The following is a 25,390-nucleotide window of genomic DNA, read 5'->3' on the forward strand; positions in this document are numbered from 1 at the left end:
CCCGAAACAGGTATCTCCGTTCGGGGCCGGGCGTAAATTTCCTTTCCAGAGCCTCAGGCGTGAGCTCTGGAATGGCGGCTCACGTATTCTTCTACGATTTTCAGGTCGTTGTGAAGAACTGTGAAGCTTTCTTTTCGTTGCATCAAGTCCGACAACCATGCAGGAAGCTGCGGTTCGACACCGCATGCAGCCTTTACGGCGTCGGGGAATTTGGCCGGATGCGCGGTGGCGAGCGCCACCATCGGGGCAGCACTGGACACATTTTCGCGAGCCACTTTGACGCCGATGGCGGAATGCGGGTCGAGAAGGTAGCCGTCATCGGCCAGAACCGACTTGATGGTCTCCGCCGTTTCCGCAACCGTTGAGCGTCCAGCCGAGAACTCGGCGCGGATGGCCGAAAGCGGCTTTTCGGAAATGGTGAAACCGCCGGATTGCTTCAGGCTTTGCATGAGACCGCGCACGGCGGCGGCATCGCGACCATGGGCTTCGAACAGCAGACGTTCGAAGTTGGACGAAATCTGGATATCCATCGACGGCGATGTGGTCTGGGCCACACCGCGCATCTCATAAGCGCCGGTGTCGAGCGTGCGCGAAAGAATGTCGTTGTCGTTGGTGGCGACGATCAGGCGCTCGATGGGCAGGCCCATACGCTTGGCCACATAGCCTGCGAAAATATCGCCGAAATTGCCGGTCGGAACGGTGAAGGAAACTGCACGGTCCGGAGCGCCGAGGCTCAAGGCGGCGGTGAAATAATAGACCACCTGCGGCATGATCCGCGCCCAGTTGATCGAGTTTACGCCCGAAAGCGACAGCGCATCGCGGAAGGCGAGGTCGTTGAACATGCCTTTGACGAGGTTCTGGCAATCGTCGAAATTGCCTTCGATGGACAGCGCATGAACATTGGCGAAGCCCGACGAGGTCATCTGGCGCTGCTGCACCGGCGAGACGCGGCCATTGGGGAACAGGATGAAGATATCCGTGTTGTCGCGACCGCCAAAAGCTTCGATTGCCGCGCCGCCGGTATCGCCAGAGGTTGCGCCGACGATGGTCGCGCGTTCGCCACGGCTTGCCAGCACATAATCCATCATGCGCGCCAGAAGCTGCATGGCGACGTCCTTGAAGGCAAGCGTCGGACCGTGGAAAAGTTCGAGCACGAATTCATTTGCGCCGGTCTGGACCAGCGGGCAGACGGCGTCATGCCGGAAGCTGCCATAGGCCTCGCGCACCATGCGCTCGAAATCGGCTTGCGGAATTTCGCCGCCGGTGAAAGGCGTCAGCACGGCAAGCGCGATATCGATATAGGATTTTCCGCGCAGGCTGCGGATTTGTTCCGGAGAAAATTGCGGATATTCCTGTGGCAGATAGAGGCCGCCATCGCGGGCTAGTCCGGCGAGCAATGCATCGCTGAAACCCAGGACTGGGGCTTCGCCGCGGGTGCTTACATATTTCATTTCGTCAGGCCTTCATTTCAGATCGGCTGCGCAAGTCTCATTCGACGCGCATCTTGTTGGGATGCGTTTCAAAGCTGTGCAAATGCAATAGGGCGTCCATAAAAAAGCCGCAAGAAATTAAAACATCCCGGAGGGGATGGGGTTGCTCTTCGCGGCAAAAAACGGGAAAACGTCATCGCGCACTGTTTTGTGCGCAGTGGTATAGAGCATTTCCAGCAAAAGTGCGAAGCGGTTTTGCGTTCGGAAATGCGACAGACGAAGAGTTTGCATTTCCAGCAAACGCGCGCAGCGGCTTTGCTGGTTAGAAAATGTGGCGGCGGAACAAATTGGGGTGGTCCGGCGATTTCAAAGAAATCGAGGCGCTCTCAAACAAACAGATTAGTGCAGGGAAGCCCGGTCTATGCAAAAAGCATCACAGAATCGTTCATCGTTGTTTCCAGTCTTTGCAACGGTTTTGCTCACAGCGCTCGCAGGCTGCACGACCAGCGGCGGTGACAAGTCGACTGCGACGACAGATCAACCGCGCGTCAAGGCGTCTGAGCTTCGCGCCTATTGCCCGACGGTGACATTGCGCGACGGCACGGCCTTCTTCAGCACTTATGCCAAGAGCGGCGACAAAGATCCGGCGCAAGTCATCTATCAGGCTTCGCTGACCGATGTGACGCGCTCCTGCCAGTATGGCGACGGCACGATCACCATTGATATCGCTGCGGCCGGCAAGGTTGTGCCCGGCCCGCAATACAAGAGCGGCACCATCACCATGCCGGTGCGCGTGGCTGTGCGCCAAGGCGATCAGGTGGTCTATTCCAAGCTGCACAAGCAGACAGTCTCGATCACCAACGGCGATACTGCGACCCAGTTCGTTTTCAGCGACAAGGGAATTTCGCTGCCGATGCCGGACAAGCAGAATATCCAGATTTTCGTCGGTTTCGATGAAGGTCCAAATGCCAAGTGAGTTTCGCAGCGTCTGACAGGGCGAAACATGGATGGAAGCTCGAATGCACGGGAGAAATCTCGTGCATTTTTTGAAGGTCTACTATTTAAAATGGGTTACTAGAGTAAATACATCCATATTCAACAAGTAAAAAATAAAGACATGTCCTGGATTGGGTGGACGGAACATCATTCTTTGGCGTCCACGACTTGGATTAATATCAAGTTGCTCCTCGAATCAGCGCAGCCAATTTCCAGGACGTCTTTACAGCTTTGCTCTAACGCATGAAGGTCTTTTTCAAGTTTTTTGTGTTAGGAAAAAGCAATGCGATGCTGATCTTCTGTTGAAGATATCTTGAGCTATTATGATGCCCGAAGTTCGAAAAGGGCCCATCCCGGCGCTCGCCGCGTTACTGCATATTCAGTGTAGTCTGGCTTTTATACTGTGAGAATTGCGCTCGTGGCCGAATGAGGTGGCTCGGATCTTTCCACACAGTGGTTTTGAAGTTTCCGTCCAAACACACGCTTAACCGATCATTCGGGACTCGGTTCATTGGTCGACCTGAGCAGAGGGCCGGTCGCGCAGAAGGGCCAAAAGGGCAGGGTTGACGTAGAGGTTCTCGCGTCCCGCTTTGATTTCCTGAAGCAAGCCGTGGTCGGTGAGTGCCTTCAGATAGACGGAGGCAGATTGACGTTTGGCAATGCCAGCCTGAACAAGATCCCTGATGCGGCAGTATGGGTTAACGAAGATCACTTCAGCCAATTCTCGTGAGTAGAGTTTCGGGAGATCTCGGCGAATTCGTTGGGCGGATTGATCGAGCAGATCACGAATGGCGTGAATACGCGCTGTTGACCACTCAGCCGTGTTACGAACAGCTTCGAGCATGTAGAGAATCCAAGGCTCCCATGCCTCTTCCGTCGTTACGGCTAGAAGCCGGTTGTAATAGTCGCTCTTGTTGTCAATGATATATCTGCTGAGGTAAAGGACGGGAATGTCGAGCAGCCCTTTGTCAACCAGATAGAGTAGGTTGAGGATGCGACCCGTACGGCCGTTACCATCTATAAATGGATGTATGGCCTCAAACTGGTAGTGCATGACGGCCAGACGCACGAGTGGGTCAATTTCGTCAGCATCATGAATATAACGCTCCCAGTTGGCAAGCTTGCTCCGAAGCAATTCCTGTCCTTCAGGCGGCGAATAGATGACAGTGCCGGTGGCCTCGTTCATCAGAGCTGTGCCTGGCGTCGAACGAATGTCGAGATCGACGCCTTTGATCCTGCGACAGCCGTGGACGTTGATACCGGGCGATCCCTAAGCGACTGAAATCCTTCGCTGAGAGCCGTGCGATAACGCAACGCCTCTTTTGTTGCGGGGTCGGCTTGATCTCCTGACTCGTTGGCGAAGCGGAACAGCCGATCTGTCGTGGTGACGATATTTTCGATTTCTGAGCTTGCCTGCGCTTCAAGCAGAGGAATCGAATTGATGAGGACCGACTGGTTGGGGATAAGTTGTCCTGAGACGCGGAGTTCAGCAAGCGACGCTCTTGCTGCGATGCATGCTTTCAGCACGGCCTTTGTCTCTATGTCCTCTCGCGGCGGCAGGGATGGTAAATCATTATATGGGCTGTTAGGCCGAAATGTCATGTCGATTAATCCCCATTTCGTAGACGCAAGATGTTTAATATGTCGATAGCGTCGACATGATGGAATAACATGTTAATAATAATCGATTTTATCGACATATTTTCTGCGTGCAAGTCGTTTTCCCGGTCGATGGTGATCCGTCACAAGTCCGGGCTTCTACGAGCGGGCATATTAATGCTCTTAAGAAGGTGTGGAAACGGAGGCGCAGTTAGTTCCAGGAGGAAAGCGCTGATAATGGCGTGCTGATCAACGTAGAGGGCTGATATTTGGGCCAACAGGTCTCGGTGAATATCGCGCAAAAAGTGATGGTCGCCCAATCGGCGAAACGCCGAAAGACGACCCGCAAGGGATCATTCCAGGGTATTGGCGGCGAACCGAAGGTCAGGAGAATAAGGTTGATCTTCCAGAAAATTCCATCCATCAGGTGAATTCCGGTTTGAGCTGAATGAAATTAAGACAAGCGTGAAATCAAGTATTTAATCGCATTCTGTGAACATCCTAAAAGTGTAACGTGCTTTAGCTAAAATTCGAATTAAATTGGACAGCGAAGTTCAAACGAAAAGCAACGAGTCTGCGCTAGTCTACACCCATGAAACAGAAATTTGAACGTATTCTCGAGCCGACGGACACCTGGGCGATCTTCGATACGTCTACGGGTGAACCTGTCATAATGGGGACCCGGCTGCTGATCGGTCTTGATGAGCAGGAAGCCGAAGAGCTGCTCGCTTCCCTTACTGCGCCGCCGAAGGGGCGCAACAAACGCTCCGCAGCCTAAGGCAGTGGGGTCGATAGCCCGAACGCTCGGGCTATCGCGATAATCAGATCAGACCGGGCGGTCTTGTCGGCACCTATGCGTCAGGCGTCGGTCCAGATCGAAAGGGCTTCGATGACGCTGGGCAAGTCCTTGTGACGGTGAATCACAGTCTCGGCGCCTGCGTCGGTCAGTCGGTCGGCATGGCCTGGATAGGTGTGCGCTCCGCCCGTAAAGCCGATGACGCGCATTCCGGCAGCACGTGCGCCCTGAATGCCGTGCACAGAATCCTCAATCACGATCACATTGCGCGGATCGACATTAAAATGTTTGGCCGCATAGAGGAACACATCCGGGGCGGGCTTCGTCTTCTTGGTGCCAACTTCCTTGGCCGAAAAAATATTCGGCGCGAAGAGGTCATAAAGCTCGACGCGCTTCAACATCATTTCCAGCCGCGCGCTGGTCGAGTTGGAGCAAATGCATTTCGGCAGCTTCAGCGCTGAAACCACTTCCAGGACATCATCGACAGCCTGCACCTCATTTTTGAGGCGCTCATCGAGAATGCTCTCCGATTTGTCGATCAGCGATGCGGAAAGCGCTATGCCTGCCTCGCGCTCGACCGTGAGCAGAATATCCTGCCAGGTGAGACCGGCGAAACGTTCGGCCAGTTCGTCGGCGGAAATCTGGAAACCGGCTTCGGTCAGAAGTACGGATTCGACTTCCGCAGCGATGATTTCGGAATCCACCAAAACGCCATCGCAATCGAAAATGATGAGGGACGGAGCCGCCATGTGGGTAGCCTTCTTATCGGGAGGAGGACGCATTCACTCTCGCGGGAACGCATCGGGAATATTGAAGGATCAGCTACAACTTTATCGCCCGAGCGTCAAACCTCGCCGGAGACTTCGCGCCGTCTGCGATCCAGCTCTTCACTGTAGCGGCGCAGCGTATGGGCTTCACTCAACAGGCCCATGACTTTGCGTTCCTGCGCATTGTTGACGACAGCGAGCGCTTCGCTTTCGGAACGGTCAAACCGCACGACAGCTTCCTTGGCGTTCATCTGTGGTAACAGGAATTCATCCTGATACTTCAGAAGCTCGCTGATGCTGTGATTTTCCGAACTGTCGAAACTATCGGCATAGACTTCCGGTACCGGGATCATGCCGACATAGCGCCCCTGCGCATCAACAGCGATAACCCGCTGGGTAGAACCGAGCGGGAAATCGTGCCGGAAGGTTTCGATATCCGTATCGATCAGCACAGTGCGCACATCATGACGCATCATGCGGCTGACGGTCAGATTGCGTATCCAGCCGATATCATGCGCCGAGCGGATGGCTTCGCCGCGCAGATGGAAGCGCCAGGTGGCGAAGGAGTAGCCGAAGGTCTTGCGAACCATCAGCGAGGAAGACACGACAGCTCCGAGCACCAGCATGGAAATCGGAAAGTCGCCGGTCAGTTCCAGCGCTAGAAAGGTCATGGTCATGGGGCCGCCGACAATCGCGACGGCAAGCGAGGACATGCCGATCACGGCATAGACTTCCGGCGCAAGCGTCAGGCTGGTCGGCAATACGACGCCAGCGACAGCTGCGAAAAGCTTGCCGGTTAAAGCGCCCAGAAATAAAGATGCGAAGAACAGGCCGCCGCGAAAGCCGGAGCCGATGGAGATTGCGGACGCCAGCGACTTTGTCAGGATCAGCAGCAATAGCGCCGAGATGGTGATACTCGCATTGAGGTCGAGATGCAGCGCGCCATGGCCGGATGCCAGCACCTGCGGTGAGAAGAAGGCGATCAGCCCGACGATCGCGCCACCGATGGCCGGCGTTAGGACATTGGGCAGAAAGCTGCGTCGTGTGATTGTTTCGACGAAGGTCACGCCGCGCATGATCAGGATGGCAATGCCGGCCGAGACAAAGCCAAGCAGCAAGGCGGGCACATAATCGCGTGGCGTGATGGCGTCGATGTGGCCGATATCGATCAGGAAAGGCGCGCCGCCAATGGCTTGCGTCACCAATGTGCCGACAATTGCTGCAACCACAACCGGGGCCAGCGTGGCGATGGAGTAAACACCGATGATCAGTTCGAACGCATAAAACGCGCCGGTGAGGGGCGCATTGAAAGCGCTGGCAATGGCCGCGGCCGCACCGCAACCGACCAGCGTGCGCAAATCGGCCCGGCGCAGCTTGAGCGCGCGCCCGATGCGCGAGGCAAAGCCGCTGGCAAGCTGTGTATAGGCCGCTTCCAGCCCGACCGAAGCGCCAAAGCCGTTGGAAATCAGGTTCTGCCCGACGAGAATGAAGCTGTCGGTCAACGACAGGCGTCCGCCGTGGAGCGCGTTGGCTTCGATGGGATCGACAATGGGACGCTTGCGCCACCGCGCCAGAACCCAGATGACGACCCCCATGAGAATGCCGCCAGCCAGCGGTGCGATGAAGGCGCTGGGATAGAGCTGCGCTGCTGCGCTGAGCTTTTCGCCGGGTTCGAGCGCGAAAAGCGCCTGATGCATCCACTGCGATATGCCGCCAATGGCTGCAACGGCAACACCTGAGATGATACCGATCACGACACCGGCAATGACGAGGCCGATTTCGCTGCCGCGCACAACAGCACGCATGCGGAAGGGGACGAAGAAGACTCTCAGATAACGATTATGGCGCAGTTCTGCGAAATTCATATGCAAAGACCTGACAGGCACCGGTTCGGTCGGCTTAGTTACTCCGAAGGCTGGATTGTTCGCAAATCATACAGGCAAATGAATAACCGAGCCTTATTGGACACGACGCATTACCGGTCGGCCTTTGCATTTCGATGACGGCGTTAAGATGGCAGCCGCGAAAATGTTGCTCATTGTTTGAAAGGAAAAAGCCCGGAAAGCCGGGGATTTGACGTCATTTTAAGAAAAGGTTTACGATTTCAATCACTTGGCGTTAACGCCATATTTACCCTACCCGGTAACCATAAGGACAAGTTTTCGCGTCCACAGGTAATCGAGTATCCCATGTCCCTAGTACGTCTTGCCCATGAGTTGCCCATCGAGGCCCCGCGTACCGCTTGGCTCGACTCCATCATCAAGGGTGATTGCGTTTCCGCTCTGGAGCGCCTGCCGGATAATTCCGTCGATGTCATCTTTGCCGATCCGCCCTATAATCTCCAGCTCGGCGGTGATCTGCATCGCCCGGACCAGTCGATGGTCAGCGCTGTTGATGATCATTGGGATCAGTTCGAGAGCTTTCAGGCCTACGACGCATTTACCCGTGCATGGCTTCTGGCCTGCCGCCGCGTGCTGAAGCCGAATGGCACGATCTGGGTCATCGGGTCCTATCACAATATTTTCCGCGTCGGCACGCAGTTGCAGGATCTGGGCTTCTGGCTCCTCAATGACGTCATCTGGCGCAAGACCAATCCGATGCCTAACTTCCGTGGCCGTCGTTTCCAGAACGCGCATGAGACGCTGATCTGGGCTTCGCGTGATCAGAAGGGCAAAGGCTACACCTTCAATTATGAAGCGATGAAGGCCGCCAATGACGATGTGCAGATGCGCTCGGACTGGCTGTTCCCGATCTGCACGGGTTCTGAACGCCTGAAAGACGAGAATGGCGACAAGGTTCATCCGACGCAAAAACCGGAAGCGCTTCTGGCCCGCATCATGATGGCTTCGAGCAAGCCCGGCGACGTCATTCTCGATCCATTCTTCGGCTCCGGCACCACCGGCGCTGTGGCGAAGCGCCTCGGACGCCATTTTGTCGGCATCGAGCGCGAACAGGCATATATCGATGCCGCAACCGCCCGCATCGACGCGGTGGAGCCGCTCGGCAAGGCTGAACTGACAGTCATGACCGGCAAGCGCGCTGAACCGCGTGTGGCTTTCACCAGTGTACTGGAAGCAGGTCTTCTGCGTCCGGGTACGGTTCTTTGCGATGCGCGCCGTCGCTTTGCCGCAATCATTCGTGCTGACGGCACGCTGGCCGCCAATGGCGACGCCGGTTCGATCCATCGCATCGGCGCCAAGGTGCAAGGGTTCGATGCCTGCAATGGCTGGACCTTCTGGCATTATGAAGTTGACGGCGTTCTGAAACCTATCGACGACCTGCGTCAGGTTATCCGCGACGAAATGGCTGTCGCCGGCGCATAACACGCATAATCATCGGACGGCCTCCAGCAGAGTCTGATCATGGAGCGCTCGAAGCGAAAGCTTCGGGCGCTTTCGCTTATTTAAAAGCTGAGGCCCAGAGATTTCAGATCGGCGGCGAGTTTGGGCGCACCGGTAAAATGCACGGCCTGCCAGCCCGCAGCTTTGGCGCCATCGACATTATGCAGAGAGTCATCGATGAACAGCGTCGAGGCGGGTTCGAGGCCGAATGACGCGACATGCGTCTCGTAGATTTCGCGGTCGGGCTTCAGCATCCTGACGTCGCCTGAAACAGTGACACCACGGCTTTCCGTCAGGAATGGAAACCGCACCTGCGCTTCGCGGAACGTGTCGGAGGCGAAATTGGTGAGCATGGTGACATCGTTCCCCGATGCGATCAGCCCGCGCAGAATGGCGACGCTTTCATCATAGGCATGTGGCACCATGCGGGACCAGTTCTGCCTGAAAGCGAGAATCTGGTCGCGCCATTCCGGGTGAGTGTCGATCAACAGCGCTTCGGCATCCTGCCAGCTGCGCCCGCGGTCCTGCTCCACATTCCAAGCTCCGGTGCAGACGGTTTCCAGAAACCATTGCCGCTGTTCGGCATCGGGAATGATGTCGAGATAGGCCAATTCGGGATCGTAATGGATGAGAACTTTGCCGATATCGAAAACCACATGTTTGATTGGAGCGGTCACAGTTTCTTCCTTTTGGGTTTGCCTGTCTGCTTGAATGCTTCCGGCACGGCTGCGGCGATGGCTTTCTTCATCACGGTAGGCAGAGCTTCTCCGGCGAGTTCATCCGGAGCCGACCACCAGCCATTTGCGGCCAAATGCTCGCTCACATTCTCGGCCCGATAGACCGAGAGGCGCAATTCGAAATGGGTGAAGACATGGCTAATGCTGCCGGACGGGGTCCATGACGCCGGAAAGGGGGCAGCTTTGACTGTCGCATCGCCATCGATACGCGCAGTCCATGGGCTGCCAGGCACTTCCGTCATGCCTGCTAGCAGGCCTTCGCCTTTTCGTTTTTGCAGGAAAATGGCTCCATCTCCGGTAATCGCGACGAAGGCCGCACCGATGCGGATCGGCTTTTCCGCCTTTGGCGCCTTGACCGGAAATTCTTCCGGGTCGCGGGTGGCGAGCGCAACGCAATTATCATTGACAGGACAGATCGCGCAGGCCGGTCGGCGCGGCGTGCAGATCGTTGCGCCGAGGTCCATCATCGCCTGTGCGAAGTCGCCGGGGCGGTCTGACGGTGTCATCTCGGCCATCAGGGCACGGATCTGCGGCTTGGCGGCAGGCAATGGTGTGTCGATGACATAGAGCCGCGAAATGACGCGCTCGACATTGCCGTCCACCACTGCGGCATTTTCGCCAAAGGCAATCGCAGCGATCGCTGCCGATGTGTAGTCGCCAATGCCGGGCAGTTCTTTCAATTCTGCCGCATTGTCCGGGAATTTCCCGCCATATTGTGCGGCGACGAGATCAGCGCATTTCTTGAGATTGCGCGCGCGCGAATAATAGCCGAGCCCCGCCCAGGCCCGAAGGATATCGTCTTCGCTGGCGTTGGCCATTGCGCGCACGCTCGGCCAGCGTTCGACAAAAGCAGTGAAATAGGATTTGACCGCCTCGACGGTCGTCTGCTGAAGCATGATCTCCGAAAGCCAGACCCGATAGGGATCGGGACGCATGCCGCGCGCCTGTTCGGATGGTGTTACGCGCCAGGGCAGAACACGGTGATGGCGATCATACCAGGCCAGAAGCTGGCTGCTGCGTTTTGGGCCGCTGTTTGGCTCATGCGAAGCGGTGATCGGGCGGGCAGTATTGTTCAACGGCAAGGCGGTGTTCCCGGCAAGGTCTGTTTTCTGTAGTTGATAGGAAAAACATCGATAGTGTAAAGCCAAACATGGTCAGCACTTGGCAAATGGCTATGGCAGGTTACAAATCTTCCCATTGCGCTTTTGCCGTGGAAAGAGAATCAGTGATTAATTCCGTACCGGTTTATGTCATCAATCTCGCGCGTTCGCGAGACCGATGGGAGCGCCTGCAGAAAAGCGCCGACGCGTTTTCTCTCGATTTGCGGCGCGTCGAGGCTGTGGAAGGCAAACTGTTGCAGCCGGATGAACTTGGCAATTTCGATGATGCCGGGTTCCGCCGCTGTCATGGCAAAATAGCCTTGCCCGCTGAGATCGGCTGTTATTTCAGTCATATTCGGACTCTTGAAGTCATTGCTGCAGCTCCGGAGCCTTTTGCGGTTCTGGTCGAAGACGATGTTATATTCACGCCCGTTTTCTTGCCGTTCATTGAAAAGGCTAGGAAAATCAGCGGTTGGGATGTGATCAAGCTGGTCAATCATCGCACAGCAGCGTTTAGACCGTTCCGTCAGGTCGATGATGAATTCACAATCGGGCGTTGCCTGCACGGGCCGCTTGGGAGTTCTGCGGCCTATATAGTCACGCGTAAAGGAGCCGGAAAATTGCTGGCTGCGATACGCCCCATGCGGGTGCCTTACGATGTCGCACTCGAGCGGGGATGGGCTGGCAATTACGAGATTTTCACCACGGACAAACCGGCGGTGGAATTCTCCGATATGGCGGTCTCGACGATCGCACAGGGGCGATCAACCTACGCTAAAAAACGATTGCCGCCATACAAAAGGCTAACTACGCTTTTGTTCAGGGCTGCCGATTATATCAGGCGAATCGTTTATGCACTTGCGAAGAGGAATCTCAAAGAGGCGGTCGATTGAGCTATTTCAAAAAATCCTTTTTATTTCGTCGCAAGGTTGACCCCTGGGTTCTTGGCGTGGCTTCCGCAACGATGCCAATTCGGGTCGGACTCGGCCCTCTGATTTTATTCGTATTTTCCTGCATCGGCATTTACATGGCTTGTGGTCGCCATGCGGTTGCCCGGCTGCATTGCAAGAAGTTCTATATTTTCATTGTGCTCTATGCGGCCTGGTCGCTTGGGCTGATCCTGTTTCGCGGCGAACCGTTCAGCGACAACCGCCAGATCGGTTATACGCTGCTAATCGCCGTTTTCGCATTCGCCGGTTCCGGCATGGCTTTAATCCGCGATCCGTTGCGCGCCTATGTGCTTGGTGCACGCGTTGGCGTCATTATCGCGACGATCACTGCATTGTACCTCGCTGTCACGGCTGGGGGGCGTATTGGTATTGGCGGCAATCAGGCGGTTTTCGCCTTCGTGGTCGGCGTTTCGGCCATTTCTGCGGCCATCCCTTTGCGTCATGCGTGGCGCTATCTGCCCAACGGGCCGCATTGGCTTGTGCTGGGTCTGGCGGCCGTCCTGGCCTCCGAAACCCGAGCGGTCATCGTGGTTTTGCCGATCTTCGCAGCCGTTGAGATCATTTTCTTCCTGAAGCGTTTCAGTATCCGCCAGCAGGGAAGCGTTTACGCTGCACTTGCTGTCGCTTTGGCAGCGCTGATTGTTGTCGGACCGGTCGGGGATGTCATCTCGAAGCGCTTTTCGGGCATGATCGAATATTACGACACTGGTGATAGCAAGCAGTGGGAAGACAAGATCTCCGCCGATATCCGCGAGGTGCTTTGGACAAGCGCGAGCAAGATCATCGCGCAGCATCCGTTTGCGGGTGTCGGCTCCTATTCGAAAATGAATGACGTTAGGGCCGAGGCAGGTGACAAGGCCGAAATGCTGGCCGGGTTCCGCCATGTCCACAATACGGTTCTCGATGAATTGCTGAACGACGGTATCGTCGGGCTGATCTTCATGACCGGAGCGTTCCTGTCTATTTTCATCTATTTGTGGCGCACAGCTGATAGCTGGGCGATGCGCAGAGCTTTGATCTATTTCGCCGTGATCAGCAGCAGTTATGGCATGTTGCACAATCCGCTGCTGCACGAGGTTACGATTTCGTCGACCATGTTCTTCCTTGCGGCGCTGAATGCAGCGGCGTCCCGTCGCGTCATGGCCGCACGGCGTGCCGGTCTTAAAACGTGCATATTCGGAAAGAAGTCGATTGCATGAAAGCGATAGTAACGGGGGCAGCCGGTTTCATCGGATACCATACGGCGCAACGCCTGCTGGATGCGGGCTGGCAGGTTGTGGGCATCGATAATGTCAATGACTACTATCAGGTCGAGCTGAAGGACACACGGCTTGCCAAGCTCCACGCGCGCGAGGGTTTTCGTTTTGCCAAAGCCGATATTGCGGACGCGGAAGCGATCAAGGTCGCCATCGGCGCGGACAGGGATGCCGATGTGATCGTGCATCTGGCCGCGCAGGCAGGCGTGCGCTATTCTATCGAAAACCCGGCGGCCTATGTCTCGGCCAATGTCATGGGTCAGGTCAATATTTTCGAAACCGCGCTGAAGCTCGAAAAGCGTCCGCCTGTGGTCTATGCCAGCTCATCGTCAGTTTATGGCGCGAACGAGAAAATTCCTTTCTCGGAAAGCGATCCGGTCAATCATCCGGTTTCGGTCTATGCGGCGACGAAACGTTCCGGTGAATTGCTGGCTTTTTCCTATAGTCATGTGCACAAGTTGTATTCGACCGGGTTGCGCTTCTTTACGGTTTACGGCCCCTTCGGGCGACCCGATATGGCGCCATGGCTCTTCACTTCGGCTATTTTGAAAGGCGAACCCATCCGCGTTTTCAACAATGGCGAGATGCAGCGCGATTTTACGTTTGTGGAGGATATCGTCAGCGGCGTCGTTGGCGCGGTGAAGCGCATTCTAGACAAGCCGGAAGAAACCGCGCCGGTCTATAATCTCGGCAATAACCGCCCGGTGATGCTCAATGATTTCATTGCAGCCATCGAAAAAGCCACCGGTAGGGAAGCGATCCGCAAGCTGGAACCGATGCCTGCCGCAGACGTTCCGCGCACCTATGCGGATATTACGCTTGCCGCCCGCGATCTGGGTTTCAGCCCCAAGACGACGCTCGATGAAGGTATTCCTTTGTTTGTGGAGTGGTTTCGCGACTATAATGGAGCGCGATGAGCGAGCCAAAATCAAAACGCGGATTTAGACCGCTGGCGGATATGACATCGGGGCTGATGGACCCGATGCTTCAGAAACGTGCGGGCATTAATCTCTCGTTGCTGCAATCCTGGGAAGATATTGTCGGTCCGGCCATCGGTGCTACGTCTCGCCCGTTGCGCATTCTCTGGCCGCGTCGCTTGCATGAAGACGAGCCGTTCAAACCTGCCACGCTGATCATCGCCTGCGAAGGTTTTGCCGCCTTGCAGATCCAGCACGAGACCGGCGAGATCATCGGCCGGGTCAATGGCTTTCTCGGTTTTTCGGCGATTGGGCGCATTCGCATCGAGCAAAAGCCCCCCATGTTGCCGGCCAAGCGTCGGGTCAAGCGGCTGGCTCCGCTGGCCCCTTCCGAAGAACGGCGGATCGATAAGGCGACGGACGGCATCGAGGATGATGCCTTGCGGGCCGCCCTTGCACGGCTCGGCAAGAACATTCTGGCGGAGAAGCGCGCCTCCGGTAAAAAAGAGTGATTAAAGCTCAGCGCGTTGCGACAAATATCCCGCAATTGCAAAAACACTTAATTGCGATACAAGCTGCCATAAATTTGATGCAAGCCGTGGTCAGTTTGCAGCGAGTTGAATGAGGGGGCCGGGTCTGTCGTTCTGAATATGGAAACAATGTCGGCGCTGTGCTGACTTTCATGTGAACGATGCGGGGCTGGTGAATATCTCTCTGCCGCCTTAGATTGTATATCGAAACAACCGAATGAAACAGGACTGGATGATTCGTATGCCTGCAGTGCTTAATCGCAGACACGTCATTTCTCTCGCTGGATCGGCTGCTGCCGGGCTGGCTTTTGCAGGAGCATCTGCAACGGGCGCTCTGGCGCAGGACCGTGCCCCGGAAGGCACTGTCGATGCAGCCAAGATTGCTGAACCGGGCAAGCTCAAGGATATGGTCTACGGCAAGGCCGATGCGCCGGTTACGATCATCGAATATGCATCGCTGACCTGCCCGCATTGCGCGGATTTCACGATCAATACATTCCCGAAAATCAAGGAAAAATATATCGATAGCGGCAAGGCGCGGCTCATTTTCCGCGAGTTCCCGTTCGATCCGCGCGCAACCGCTGCGTTCATGCTGGCACGTTGCGCCCCGGAAGATCGTTATTTCCCGATGGTCGATGTGTTCTTCAAGCAGCAGCAGCAGTGGGCAACCGCCGAAGATGGCGAAGCTGCCCTGCTGCAAATCGCAAAACTTGCCGGTTTTACACAGGAGTCCTTCAAGGCTTGCTTGACGAACCAGCAAGTTCTCGATGATGTGAGAGCAACGATGGAGCGTGGATCGAAGGATTTCGGAGTCAATGCGACGCCGACTTTCTTCATTAACGGACAAAAATACGCTGGAGCCCTTTCGGTTGACGAGATGTCGGCAATCATCGACAAGCTTCTCTGACCCGTTTTTCCGGATGAAAAGCGGACGCATCGCTGCGTCCGCTTTTGCTGTTTCTGGAATGGGCGATAAAAACGGGGGAGCTTGCTGATGCGCTTCTCCAAACTGCGCCTTGTCGGTTTCAAGTCCTTCGTCGAACCCATGGAGTTCGTGATCGAAGGCGGGCTGACTGGTGTCGTCGGGCCAAATGGCTGCGGTAAATCCAATCTCGTTGAAGCCTTGCGCTGGGTGATGGGTGAAAACTCATACAAGAACATGCGCGCTTCCGGCATGGATGATGTCATTTTCTCCGGTTCCGCCACGCGCCCGGCGCGCAACACGGCGGAAGTGACGCTTTTCCTTGATAATTCCGACCGCACGGCTCCGGCCAGCTATAACGATGCCGATGAGTTGCAGGTGTCGCGCCGTATCGAGCGCGAGGCTGGCTCGGTTTATCGCATCAATGGCAAGGAAGCCCGCGCCAAGGATGTGCAGCTGCTTTTTGCGGATCAGTCGACGGGCGCGCGTTCGCCATCCATGGTCGGGCAGGGGCGCATCGGCGAGCTTATTCAGGCGAAGCCGCAGGCACGCCGCGCTTTGCTGGAAGAAGCGGCCGGTATTTCCGGCCTGCATACGCGCCGCCACGAAGCGGAACTGCGTCTGCGTGCTGCCGAGGGCAATCTCGACCGTCTGGACGATGTGGTCGGCGAACTGGGCAGCCAGATTGAAAGCCTGAAGCGTCAAGCCCGTCAGGCCAACAGGTTCAAGGCGCTTTCCGCCGATATCCGCCGTGCAGAAGCCGCCTTGCTGCATCTGCGCTGGAGTCAGGCCAAGGTTCAGGAAGGCGAGGCGCAAAGCGCATTGTCGGCTTCCACTGCCACCGTGGGCGATATGGCGCAGGCGCAGATGAATGCCGCCCGCGATCAGGCGGTCGGCGCGCATAAGCTACCGGAACTGCGCGATGCGGAAGCCAAGGCCGCCGCCGCCTTACAGCGCCTTTCGATTGCCCGCACCCAGCTTGACGAAGAGGACGGACGTATTCGCGCCCGCCGCGCCGAGCTGATGAAGCGGCTGGAACAGCTGACCGCCGATATCGCTCGTGAAGAGCAGATGGTGCGCGAGAATGCCGATATTCTGGCAAAGCTGGAGGAAGAAGAACAGGAACTGGTCGCTTCCAACGAAGCATCCGGCGAGCGTGACGAGGAGTTGCGCGCGCTGTTCGAGGAAGCGGAAATCCGCTTGACCGATAGCGAAGGTGCACTGGCGCGGGTCACGGCCGAGCGCGCGGAAGCAACCGCTGAACGGGCGCAGATCGAACGCGCCTTAAAGGAAACGCAAGGTCAACGCGACCGCCTCGCTGTGCAGATGGACAGTATCGAGCGCGATATTGCATCCGTGGTGGAGCAGATCGGCGGTTTGTTCGATCCGGCTGAAAAGCGCATCGTGGTCGATGCCTGTGCGGATGCGCTTGCCGCGGCAGAAGAAGCGGTCGTTGCGGCAGAAGAACTGGTCGCAGGCGCACGCGAAGTGGAAGCGGCGAGCCGTCAGCCACTGAACGAAGCGCGCACCGAACTGAACCGCATCGAGACCGAAGCACAGACACTGGCGCGTATCCTTAATGCTGGCGAGACCGGTCAGTTTCCGCCTGTGGTGGAAGAGCTGCGTGTCGAGAAGGGCTATGAAGTCGCACTTGGCGCGGCGCTTGGTGAAGACCTCGACGCGGCAAGCGACGAGCATGCGCCCGTCTACTGGGCTTATAATCCGGCGCCGGAAGCTGATCCGGTCTTGCCGCAGGGCGCGACGCCGCTCGACCGGCTGGTCGATGGACCGCAGCAGCTGCGTCGCAGGCTCGCGCAGGTCGGTGTCGTTTCGGACAGCGAAGGTCAGCGTTTGCAGGCGCTTTTGCGTCCCGGACAGCGGCTGGTGAGCAAGGCTGGCGCGCTGTGGCGCTGGGATGGGTATACGGCAAGCGCTGATGCGCCGACGCCGGCTGCGCAGCGTCTGGCCCAAAAGAACCGCCTGAGCGAGCTGGAGCAGGAATCGGTCGCCGCCCGCGAGAGCGTCGAGGAGGCTGAACAGGCCGTGCATCGCGCCGAAGCTTCGGTGCGTGAAGCTGTCGAGCATGAGCGTGTTGCGCGCGACCAGTGGCGCGCGAACCAGCGCAAGCTGGACGAGGCGCGCGAAGCGCTGGCGGTTGCCGAGCGTGCGGCAGGGCAGCTTGCAACCCGCCGTTCGGCTTTGGATGAATCCAAGGCGCGACTGGAAGAGAATCTGGAAGAAGCGCAGATCCGCGTTGCGGAAGCGGAAGACCGGCTCGGTGAGATGCCGGATCTGGACGCCATTGCCCAACGCCTTGCGGCGCTGACAAGCGAAGTTCTATCCGACCGCACGGCTCTGGCCGAAGCGCGCGCCGCTTATGAAGGGCTGCGTCGCGAAGCCGAAGCCCGGTTGCGTCGTCTGGACATGATTGCGCTGGAGCGGCGCAGCTGGATTTCCCGTGCGGAAAATGCCGACCGGCAGATTGCGTCGCTGAATGACCGCCGCGCTGAAACGGCGGACGAGGCGGAAGGTCTGGCCGAAGCGCCTGACGAGATTGAAGCGCGCCGCCGGGCGCTTCTGAACGAGCTTTCGCTGGCCGATGATCGCCGCAAGCAAGCCGCGGATATTCTGGCTGCAGCTGAAACCGCGCAGGCCGAACTCGACAAGGCTGCGACGCTTGCCATCCAGCAACTGGCATCGAGCCGCGAACAGCGTGCTCGCGCCGAGGAACGTCTTGCCGCCGCTGAAGAGCGACGCAAGGATGCGGAAGCCCGCATCGTCGAGGCGCTGAATTGTGCGCCGCATGAAGCCATCCGCCATACCGGGCTGAAGGCTGACGATCCGATTCCCGATCCCGATCAGCTGGAGCGCCAGCTGGAGCGGCTCAAGATCGAGCGCGAGCGGCTTGGCGCGGTGAACCTGCGCGCGGAAGAGGAAAGCCAGGAGCTTTCGGACCGTCTCGACGCGATCGTATCCGAGCGCGAAGATGTCATTGAGGCGATCAAGAAATTGCGCCAGGCGATCCAGAGCCTGAACCGCGAAGGACGCGAGCGTCTGCTGGCTGCCTTCGAGGTGGTGAATGTGCAGTTTCAGCGCCTGTTCACGCATCTGTTCGGCGGCGGCACGGCGGAACTGCAACTGATCGAAAGCGACGATCCGCTGGAAGCCGGGCTTGAAATTCTCGCCCGCCCGCCCGGCAAGAAGCCGCAGACCATGACGCTTCTTTCGGGCGGCGAGCAGGCGCTGACGGCCATGGCGTTGATCTTTGCGGTGTTCCTCACCAATCCGGCGCCAATCTGCGTGCTGGACGAAGTGGACGCGCCGCTCGACGACCATAATGTCGAGCGCTATTGCAACCTGATGGACGAGATGGCGGCTTCAACCGAAACGCGCTTCGTGGTCATCACGCATAACCCGATCACCATGGCGCGCATGAACCGTCTGTTTGGCGTCACCATGGGCGAGCAGGGCGTCAGCCAGCTTGTTTCGGTTGATCTGCAGACGGCGGAACGCCTGCGCGAAGCAAGCTGATCCATTTCGCATTTTTCGCGATAAGTCCGACGTCTACTCTTCTTCTCTGTCTTCTAAATCCTCATCGTCGTCATCGGATTCGATGACTTCCCAGATGAAGGCGTGAAGGCGATCTTCAATGCTCTTTTTGGAGGCGCCTGCGGCCTCCATTTCGCGTTTGATCCGGAAGAATCGATCCTTGTCAGACTGGGACAAGTATCGCGCTGCGGATTCGAGGGCTGACAAGGACGTGGACATGGGCTGCTCTAATTTTCACTCCAGACTGCGAGTTCATTACCCGCCGGATCAGTGAAATGAAAGCGGCGTCCGCCCGGAAATGCAAAGATCGGCTTGACGATGGTGCCGCCAGCGTCGGTCACGGCTTGAAGCGCGGTTTCGAGCCGCAGCGCATAAAGCACGGGTAGCGGCTTCGTTGTCGCTTGCGGGTCGGCGTCAAAGCCGCCGTCCAGCCCTTCGGAATAGGCGGAATAAGTGGGACCGTAATCGGTGAAAGACCAGCCGAACGCCCGTGCATAGAAGCTTTTTGTCACGTCGAGTGAGCCATTGGCTGCGGGCATTTCGAGATAATCGAGTTTGCCAGTGATGCGCATCGCACCCTCCTAATGTTCATTATTTGTTCCTATTCTTGCGGCATCCGAGGAGGAGAGTCAATCGTCCGGTGTCCATGGGAGCTTTCAAAGCGTCACCGTTGTCGTGGCCCGACTTTTTTCGTTGGCACAGACAAGGTGATCGCACAGGCAACGAGGGTGGTTGCAGAGAGCGTTTGCGTCTGGCGCGGGGGTTCAAGAACCGGTCGTTTTTCTGGTGCCTTCGACCTTGAGATGTTCTCTAAAAGTTTTTTGGCTCTTTATTTTGCCATTATCGCTTTCCCAATCGCTTTTTCAGCTTTCACGAAGCCACGCCGCGAATTCTTCGAAACTGTGATTGAGTTTCACATTGGCGACTTCATTTGCGCCAGTCCCGTCTTAGCGGTTCAGCCGATTTAACTGTAGTTTTTTTATGCGATCGATCAGCTTCTCTATTTGTGCGTCGTTAGGAAAAATACAAAATTTAGATCAATTTACGCCTTTCTCTTATTATATCCAGACTTAAGGGTCGAATTTAACTGATCTAAAAAAGATAGTAAAAAAAGTGTACCTGTGCAATTATCCAAATCGACACTACCGAAATTCCAACCTGATTTTCATCCCTGAGTGGGGGCTGACTTTTGGCTGGCAGCGGGATTGGGTTGGTTGGCACGTTTGTGAGGTCAGGAGTTAATCGTGGCAATCATGTTCGTTAGAGCACAGATGATCAGCAGAGGGGCAGGGCGTAACATCATCTCTGCGGCCTCTTATCGTCATCGTACCCGGATGAGAGACGAACAGACCGGAACTTCGTTTAACTATCGTGGTGGCGACAATGATTTGGTCCATGAAGAACTGGCTTTGCCGGAAGATGTCCCGGATTGGTTGCGGTTGGCGATAGATGGCAAGACTGCCGCAGGCGCGAGCGAAGTGTTGTGGAACGCCGTCGATGCATTTGAGACGCGGGTGGATGCGCAGCTCGCTCGTGAGTTGATCATCGCGCTCCCAGAAGAACTGACGCGGGCGGAGAATATTGCCCTGGTTCGGGAGTTCGTCCGGGACAATCTGACTGCGAAGGGTATGATTGCTGACTGGGTCTATCACGACAAGGATGGTGATCCCCATATTCACCTGCTGACTGCGCTCAGACCCCTGACAGAAACGGGTTTCGGTCCCAAATATGTGCCGGTTCTCAGACCTGACGGGAAACCATTGCGTGAGGTAAAGTCGAACCGCCATAACGGGGATATTGTTTATACGTGTTGGGCTGGTGACAAAGAGACCATGAAAGCGTGGAAGCTTGCTTGGGCAGAGACGGCGAGCCGCTATCTTGCGCTCTCTGGTCATGATATTCGCCTTGATGGGCGCTCTTATGCTGAGCAGGGTCTGGATGGAATCGCCCAGAAACATCTTGGGCCAGCAAAGACTGCAATGTCTCGCAAGGGCGTGGAGATGTATTTCGCGCCGGCCGAACTTGCGCGTCGGCAGGAAATGGCTGATCGACTGCTTGCTGACCCCGGACTTCTTCTCAAACGCCTCGGCATTGAGCGTTCGACCTTTGATGAGAAGGATATCGCCAGGACACTGCATCGTTATGTTGATGATCCGGGCGATTTTGCCAATATTCGCTCACGGCTGATGGCGTCTGACGATCTAGTACTGTTGAAGCCACAACAGGTGGATCGGCAGACAGGCAAGGCAAACGAGCCCGCAATCTTTACCACCCGGGAGATCCTGCGTGTTGAATATGACATGGCGCGGTCAGCGGAGGTTTTGTCAAAGCGCAAGGGCTTTGGAATTGCTGCTGCGAAGATTGCAGCGGGCATCCAGAAATTCGAAACGGCGGATCCGGGCAAATCTTTTAAGCTTGATCTAGAGCAGATTGACGCCATTCGTCATGTCACCGGCGACAGTGCCATTTCCACCGTGGTCGGGCTTGCGGGTGCTGGCAAGTCCACGCTTCTTGCCACTGCCCGTATTGCCTGGGAAAATGAGCGCAGGGATGTCTTTGGAGCAGCCTTATCCGGTAAAGCTGCGGAAGGATTGGAGGATAGCTCTGGCATAAAATCGCGAACCCTTGCCGCTTGGGAACTTGGCTGGGAGAATGGTCGTGATCTTCTCAAACGCGGAGACATCTTCGTAGTGGACGAAGCCGCTATGGTGTCTTCTGAGCAGATGGCACGCGTGTTGAAGGCGGTTGAGAATGCCGGTGCAAAAGCCGTTCTGGTCGGTGATGCGATGCAGCTTCAGCCAATCCAGGCCGGTGCAGCCTTCCGGGCAATAACGGAGCGGATTGGTTTCGCCGAGCTTGCCGGTGTCCGCCGCCAACGAGAAGCCTGGGCACGCGATGCCTCCAGGCTTTTTGCGCAGGGCAAGGTCGAAGAGGGGCTCGATGCCTATGCTCAAAAGGGGCGCATAATCGAAGCCAAGCGACGCGCCGAGGTTATAGAGCGTCTTGTTGCTGACTGGAACATGGCGCGCCGAGAAGCAATCGAACGCTCGGTTGGTCAAGGAATAGGCGCTCGTCTTCCCGGTGACGAGATGCTGGTGCTCGCCCATACCAATAAAGATGTAAGGCGCTTGAACGAATCCCTGCGCATCGTCATGCACAGGGAGGGTGCTCTGACAAACGCTCGTGAGTTTCGCACGGAGCGCGGCGTTCGAGAATTTGGCTGCGGCGACCGGGTCATCTTTCTAGAAAATGCCCGCCTTGTGGAAAAGCGTGCAAAGCATCTTGGTCCGCAGTATGTCAAAAACGGTATGCTCGGTACTGTCGTTTCGACCGGTGGCAAAGGTGGGCGTCCGCTGTTATCGATCCGTCTCGACACTGGCCGGGATGTGGTGCTTAGCGAGGACAGCTATCGCAATATCGACCATGGCTATGCTGTGACCATCCATAAATCGCAAGGCGTGACCGTTGGTCGGACATTTGTGCTCGCTACCGGCATGATGGATCAGCATCTGACCTATGTGTCCATGACCCGTCATCGTGACCGCGCCGATCTCTATGCCACACGCGAGGATTTTGAGCCAAAAGCGGAATGGGGCGGGAAATCGCGTGTTGATCATGCAGCCGGTGTTACCGGCGAACTGATTGCGACCGGTATGGCGAAGTTCCGGCCACAGGATAGGGATGCGGATGAAAGTCCCTATGCTGATGTGAAGAGAGACGACGGAACCGTGCACCGGCTCTGGGGCGTCAGTCTGCCCAAGGCTCTGTCCGACGGAGGCGTCTCAGAAGGCGATACTGCACTTCTTCGAAAAGACGGTGTTGAAATCGTCAAGGTCAAAATCCCTGTCACAGACAATGAGACCGGCAGGAAGAGTTTTGAGGAACGCGAAGTCGAGCGAAACGTCTGGACGGCAAAGCAGCTCGAAACTGCTATTATTCGAAGTGAGCGGATCGAGCGCGAAAGCCATAGGCCGGAATTGTTTGGGCAACTGGTTGAACGTCTTGGCCGTTCAGGTGCTAAAACCACAACGCTCGATTTTGAGAATGAAGCTGGTTATCGGGCGTATGCGCATGACTTTGCCCGTCGGCGTGGTATCGACACGCTTGCCGGAGTTGTAGCGAGCATAGAAGAGCGTGTCGGACAAAAGCTGGCGTGGCTTGATGACAAGCGCGGACAAGTGGCAAAGCTTTGGGAACGGGCGAGCGTAGCGCTTGATATCAGGATCGAACGCGAGAAAAGCGTTTCCTATAACGAACAACGTTCGCCACACCTTGCAGTACGGCCACCTGAAAAATCAGAGCAACGAGGCGGCGACGGGCCTCATCTTCTTCCATCAATAATCCGGTTCGTCCGCAGCCTAGAAGAGGATGCCAGACGCGCGCAGTTGCAATCGGATCGCTGGAAGGAGCGGGAGGTCATGCTTCGCCCTGTGCTGGAAAGGGTCTATTCGAAGCCTGATGGCGCATTAGCCAGACTCAATGCAATTGCGTCGAATAGGCAAATAGAACCACGTGGCCTTGCCGAAGATATTGCCGCTAAACCAGAACGTCTTGGCCTGATCCGGGGATCTGGTTCTCTGTTCGACAGTCGCGCCGCTCGGTATGAACGCAAGGCTGCGCTTAGCGCTCTTGCTGACCTTGTTGCGCTGGCGCGTGCGCATGCGACAGAATTCCGTCGTCAGGCGGAGCGTTTTGATATGCGCGAAGAGCAACGCCGCGCCTATATGGCGCTGTCGATCCCTGCTCTCTCGAAGCAGGCAATGGCTCGCCTTGTCGAAATCGAAGCGGTGCGCGAGCGCGGTGGATCCGATGCCTATAAGACGGCCTTTGCACATGCTGCGGGGGATCGTCAGTTGGTCCAGCAAGTAAAGGCGATCAATGAGGCGTTGACCGCGCGCTTTGGCTGGTCGGCCTTTACCGACAAAGCTGATGCCGTGGCTGAACGTAATATCCTCGAGCGCATGCCGGAGAACCTCGATCCAGATCGGCGCGAAAAACTGACGCGTCTTTTTACCATTATACGTCGTTTTGCCGAGGAACAGCATCTTGCCGAAACAAGGGGCCGTTCGAAGGTTGTTGCAGCTGCCAGCATCGAGCCATGCGCGAAAATAAATGCCGTGTTGCCGATGCTGACAGCCGTGACGGAGTTCAAAACGCCAATAGAAGATGAGGCAAAGGCGAGGGCGCTCACAGCCAATCATTACCAATACAATCGCGCAGCCCTTGCTAAAACAGCATCCAACATCTGGCGTGATCCGGCAGGTGCCGTCGACAAAATTGAAGCCTTGATTATTAAAGGTTTTGCGGCTGAGCGGATTGCGGCAGCGGTTGCTAACGATCCCGCAGCCTATGGCGCATTGCGTGGTTCTGACCGCATCATGGATAAGTTTCTGGCATCTGGGCGCGAACGAAAAGAAGCGCTTCTGGCTGTTTCAGACGCAGATAGCCGTGTTCGGTCGTTGGGTGCATCTTACGCGACGGCGCTGAGCAACGAGACCAAAGCGATTACCGGGGAGCGCCAGCGCATGGGAATTGCCATTCCAGGTTTGTCACCTGCAGCCGAAGTGGCATTGCGTAGGCTCACACAGACCATGAAGAAGAAAGGCGCAAATCTCAAAGCGGAAGCCGGGCTACTGCACGGCAATATCATACGGGAATTCGCCACCGTCAGCAGGGCGCTTGATCTGAGGTTCGGGCGTGATGCGATCCTGCGCAGCGAAACGACCGTCACCAACACTGTGGCACCGACGCAACGCCGGGCATTCGAGACAATGCAGGAGGGTCTGAAAATCTTGCAGCAAACTGTTCGCATGCAGGCAAGTCAGAAAATCGTAGCCGAACGTCAGCGTCGTGCGCTCGAACGAGGACGCGGGATGACGTATTAAGTTCGACTTCAGTATGTGGAAATTCTAGCTTTGCTGAGCGGGTTGCATTCGCGCACATACTTCCCGCGCTTGATCAACCCGTGTCGCCAGTTTTGCGTGATGACCGGAATTCTGCTGACCGCATTTCGGTTTCAAAAGTGCCTGAAGCTCAACCTCGGCAGTATATTGTATGCAAAGATTGTGTAGCGATAGCCTATGGCCACGTGGTCATGTTCCTCACTATCAACAGACAGAGTGTGTGGTTGGCAGAATAGTGTCACTTGTTGCCCCGCTTTAGGGCGAAAATCGCAGCATCTTTGTAGTGAATTTGCGCGCGCGATCGCCAACGTTTCTTTGTGATGATTTCTTTGGGCTACCGATCACACCATTTAGGCGGCGTGGACGAATTTGAGCCAGTATCTTGCGGTAGCAATATGAACCATGCTGATGAAGCTGTCGGCGAGTTGGTCGTATCGAGTAGCAATGGCGCGGTTGATTTTCAGTCTGCCAAACATCCGTTCGATTAGGTTGCGCTGTTTATTATAGCGCGACAATCAGGATGAGACGCTTGCGACAATCTGGATGAGATTCTTAGGTCGCGGTCGGGATCAAATTATCATGCTGATTGCCGGTGAC

General features: G+C 56.4%; 20 protein-coding genes and 1 pseudogene. 11 read left to right on the top strand and 10 right to left on the bottom strand.

The window, feature by feature from the left end:
* Positions 1-53 precede the first annotated feature (53 nt).
* Positions 54-1,451, bottom strand: a complete 1,398-nt coding sequence (gene thrC / locus FHW03_RS22280) for a threonine synthase (protein ID WP_182522634.1) — start codon at positions 1,449-1,451, stop codon at positions 54-56.
* 400 nt (positions 1,452-1,851) lie between these two features.
* Here thrC and FHW03_RS22285 point away from each other — a divergent pair, with 400 nt between their 5' ends.
* On the top strand, positions 1,852-2,406 hold the full coding sequence (locus FHW03_RS22285; protein WP_182522635.1) for a hypothetical protein: 555 nt from the start codon (positions 1,852-1,854) through the stop codon (positions 2,404-2,406).
* Positions 2,407-2,934: 528 nt separating this feature from the next.
* On the opposite strand, the gene FHW03_RS26140 is transcribed toward FHW03_RS22285, so the two are convergent.
* Positions 2,935-3,612 carry a Fic family protein gene (locus FHW03_RS26140; protein WP_377515468.1) on the bottom strand — a complete coding sequence of 226 codons (678 nt, stop codon included), beginning with the start codon at positions 3,610-3,612 and terminating at the stop codon, positions 2,935-2,937.
* Positions 3,612-4,028: a Fic/DOC family N-terminal domain-containing protein gene (locus FHW03_RS26145; RefSeq protein WP_377515470.1), complete on the bottom strand. Its 417-nt coding sequence runs from the start codon at positions 4,026-4,028 to the stop codon at positions 3,612-3,614. The genes FHW03_RS26140 and FHW03_RS26145 overlap by 1 nt, the downstream gene beginning before the upstream one ends.
* A gap of 589 nt (positions 4,029-4,617) precedes the next feature.
* Here FHW03_RS26145 and FHW03_RS22295 point away from each other — a divergent pair.
* Positions 4,618-4,803 (top strand): hypothetical protein, encoded by a 186-nt coding sequence (locus tag FHW03_RS22295; RefSeq protein WP_182522636.1) that lies wholly within the window; start codon positions 4,618-4,620, stop codon positions 4,801-4,803.
* Between the two features lie 80 nt (positions 4,804-4,883).
* On the opposite strand, the gene FHW03_RS22300 is transcribed toward FHW03_RS22295, so the two are convergent.
* Both FHW03_RS22300 and FHW03_RS22305 read right to left on the bottom strand, forming a co-directional pair.
* On the bottom strand, positions 4,884-5,570 hold the full coding sequence (locus FHW03_RS22300; RefSeq protein ID WP_182522637.1) for an HAD family phosphatase: 687 nt from the start codon (positions 5,568-5,570) through the stop codon (positions 4,884-4,886).
* 95 nt (positions 5,571-5,665) lie between these two features.
* A complete protein-coding gene (locus FHW03_RS22305; protein ID WP_182522638.1) occupies positions 5,666-7,453 on the bottom strand; it encodes a chloride channel protein in 1,788 nt (595 codons plus the stop codon).
* 324 nt (positions 7,454-7,777) lie between these two features.
* Here FHW03_RS22305 and FHW03_RS22310 point away from each other — a divergent pair, with 324 nt between their 5' ends.
* Positions 7,778-8,911, top strand: a complete 1,134-nt coding sequence (locus tag FHW03_RS22310) for a site-specific DNA-methyltransferase (RefSeq protein WP_138786552.1) — start codon at positions 7,778-7,780, stop codon at positions 8,909-8,911.
* Between the two features lie 80 nt (positions 8,912-8,991).
* Here FHW03_RS22310 and FHW03_RS22315 read toward each other — a convergent pair whose 3' ends face one another.
* Both FHW03_RS22315 and mutY read right to left on the bottom strand, forming a co-directional pair.
* On the bottom strand, positions 8,992-9,606 hold the full coding sequence (locus tag FHW03_RS22315) for an HAD family phosphatase (RefSeq protein WP_182522639.1): 615 nt from the start codon (positions 9,604-9,606) through the stop codon (positions 8,992-8,994).
* A complete protein-coding gene (gene mutY / locus FHW03_RS22320) occupies positions 9,603-10,721 on the bottom strand; it encodes an A/G-specific adenine glycosylase (protein ID WP_182522652.1) in 1,119 nt (372 codons plus the stop codon). The genes FHW03_RS22315 and mutY overlap by 4 nt, the downstream gene beginning before the upstream one ends.
* Before the next feature lie 95 nt (positions 10,722-10,816).
* Between mutY and FHW03_RS22325 the strand changes: the two genes are divergently transcribed.
* From FHW03_RS22325 to FHW03_RS22350, 6 genes are all read left to right on the top strand, one after another.
* Positions 10,817-11,659 carry a glycosyltransferase family 25 protein gene (locus FHW03_RS22325; protein WP_377515473.1) on the top strand — a complete coding sequence of 281 codons (843 nt, stop codon included), beginning with the start codon at positions 10,817-10,819 and terminating at the stop codon, positions 11,657-11,659.
* A gap of 134 nt (positions 11,660-11,793) precedes the next feature.
* Positions 11,794-12,915, top strand: a complete 1,122-nt coding sequence (locus tag FHW03_RS22330) for an O-antigen ligase family protein (protein ID WP_377515475.1) — start codon at positions 11,794-11,796, stop codon at positions 12,913-12,915.
* The gene (locus FHW03_RS22335) at positions 12,912-13,889 is read left to right on the top strand and encodes an SDR family NAD(P)-dependent oxidoreductase (RefSeq protein ID WP_182522641.1); all 978 of its coding nucleotides are present in this window, start codon (positions 12,912-12,914) and stop codon (positions 13,887-13,889) included. Before FHW03_RS22330 ends, FHW03_RS22335 begins: the two co-directional genes overlap by 4 nt.
* Positions 13,886-14,401: a DUF721 domain-containing protein gene (locus tag FHW03_RS22340; protein WP_182522642.1), complete on the top strand. Its 516-nt coding sequence runs from the start codon at positions 13,886-13,888 to the stop codon at positions 14,399-14,401. The genes FHW03_RS22335 and FHW03_RS22340 overlap by 4 nt, the downstream gene beginning before the upstream one ends.
* A 259-nt stretch (positions 14,402-14,660) precedes the next feature.
* On the top strand, positions 14,661-15,326 hold the full coding sequence (locus FHW03_RS22345) for a DsbA family protein (RefSeq protein ID WP_182522643.1): 666 nt from the start codon (positions 14,661-14,663) through the stop codon (positions 15,324-15,326).
* An 87-nt stretch (positions 15,327-15,413) separates the two neighbouring features.
* A complete protein-coding gene (locus FHW03_RS22350; RefSeq protein ID WP_182522644.1) occupies positions 15,414-18,872 on the top strand; it encodes a chromosome segregation SMC family protein in 3,459 nt (1,152 codons plus the stop codon).
* A gap of 33 nt (positions 18,873-18,905) precedes the next feature.
* Here FHW03_RS22350 and FHW03_RS22355 read toward each other — a convergent pair whose 3' ends face one another.
* On the bottom strand, positions 18,906-19,109 hold the full coding sequence (locus FHW03_RS22355; RefSeq protein ID WP_182522645.1) for a hypothetical protein: 204 nt from the start codon (positions 19,107-19,109) through the stop codon (positions 18,906-18,908).
* Positions 19,110-19,117: 8 nt separating this feature from the next.
* Entirely contained in the window at positions 19,118-19,462 is a 345-nt protein-coding gene (locus FHW03_RS22360; protein ID WP_182522646.1) for a VOC family protein, read from the bottom strand.
* A gap of 135 nt (positions 19,463-19,597) precedes the next feature.
* Here FHW03_RS22360 and FHW03_RS22365 point away from each other — a divergent pair, with 135 nt between their 5' ends.
* The gene (locus tag FHW03_RS22365) at positions 19,598-19,858 is read left to right on the top strand and encodes a hypothetical protein (protein ID WP_182522647.1); all 261 of its coding nucleotides are present in this window, start codon (positions 19,598-19,600) and stop codon (positions 19,856-19,858) included.
* Between the two features lie 276 nt (positions 19,859-20,134).
* A complete protein-coding gene (gene traA, locus FHW03_RS22370) occupies positions 20,135-24,775 on the top strand; it encodes a Ti-type conjugative transfer relaxase TraA (RefSeq protein ID WP_182522648.1) in 4,641 nt (1,546 codons plus the stop codon).
* Positions 24,776-25,143: 368 nt separating this feature from the next.
* Here traA and FHW03_RS22375 read toward each other — a convergent pair.
* Positions 25,144-25,293 (bottom strand): annotated as a pseudogene (locus FHW03_RS22375) (transposase); the annotation flags it as partial.
* Positions 25,294-25,390: the final 97 nt, after the last annotated feature.

It is taken from the genome of Ochrobactrum sp. RH2CCR150, from assembly GCA_014138095.1.
Classification (GTDB): Bacteria; Pseudomonadota; Alphaproteobacteria; order Rhizobiales; family Rhizobiaceae; genus Brucella; species Brucella gambitense.

Excerpts from the sequence above, each read along its gene's own strand:
- thrC (WP_182522634.1), bottom strand. The coding sequence starts at position 1,451 with ATGAAATATGTAAGCACCCGCGGCGAAGCCCCAGTCCTGGGTTTCAGC.
- FHW03_RS22285 (WP_182522635.1), top strand. The coding sequence starts at position 1,852 with ATGCAAAAAGCATCACAGAATCGTTCATCGTTGTTTCCAGTCTTTGCA.
- FHW03_RS26140 (WP_377515468.1), bottom strand. The coding sequence starts at position 3,612 with ATGAACGAGGCCACCGGCACTGTCATCTATTCGCCGCCTGAAGGACAG.
- FHW03_RS26145 (WP_377515470.1), bottom strand. The coding sequence starts at position 4,028 with ATGACATTTCGGCCTAACAGCCCATATAATGATTTACCATCCCTGCCG.
- FHW03_RS22295 (WP_182522636.1), top strand. The coding sequence starts at position 4,618 with ATGAAACAGAAATTTGAACGTATTCTCGAGCCGACGGACACCTGGGCG.
- FHW03_RS22300 (WP_182522637.1), bottom strand. The coding sequence starts at position 5,570 with ATGGCGGCTCCGTCCCTCATCATTTTCGATTGCGATGGCGTTTTGGTG.
- FHW03_RS22305 (WP_182522638.1), bottom strand. The coding sequence starts at position 7,453 with ATGAATTTCGCAGAACTGCGCCATAATCGTTATCTGAGAGTCTTCTTC.
- FHW03_RS22310 (WP_138786552.1), top strand. The coding sequence starts at position 7,778 with ATGTCCCTAGTACGTCTTGCCCATGAGTTGCCCATCGAGGCCCCGCGT.
- FHW03_RS22325 (WP_377515473.1), top strand. The coding sequence starts at position 10,817 with ATGGTCAGCACTTGGCAAATGGCTATGGCAGGTTACAAATCTTCCCAT.
- FHW03_RS22330 (WP_377515475.1), top strand. The coding sequence starts at position 11,794 with ATGGCTTGTGGTCGCCATGCGGTTGCCCGGCTGCATTGCAAGAAGTTC.
- FHW03_RS22335 (WP_182522641.1), top strand. The coding sequence starts at position 12,912 with ATGAAAGCGATAGTAACGGGGGCAGCCGGTTTCATCGGATACCATACG.
- FHW03_RS22340 (WP_182522642.1), top strand. The coding sequence starts at position 13,886 with ATGAGCGAGCCAAAATCAAAACGCGGATTTAGACCGCTGGCGGATATG.
- FHW03_RS22345 (WP_182522643.1), top strand. The coding sequence starts at position 14,661 with ATGCCTGCAGTGCTTAATCGCAGACACGTCATTTCTCTCGCTGGATCG.
- FHW03_RS22350 (WP_182522644.1), top strand. The coding sequence starts at position 15,414 with ATGCGCTTCTCCAAACTGCGCCTTGTCGGTTTCAAGTCCTTCGTCGAA.
- FHW03_RS22355 (WP_182522645.1), bottom strand. The coding sequence starts at position 19,109 with ATGTCCACGTCCTTGTCAGCCCTCGAATCCGCAGCGCGATACTTGTCC.
- FHW03_RS22360 (WP_182522646.1), bottom strand. The coding sequence starts at position 19,462 with ATGCGCATCACTGGCAAACTCGATTATCTCGAAATGCCCGCAGCCAAT.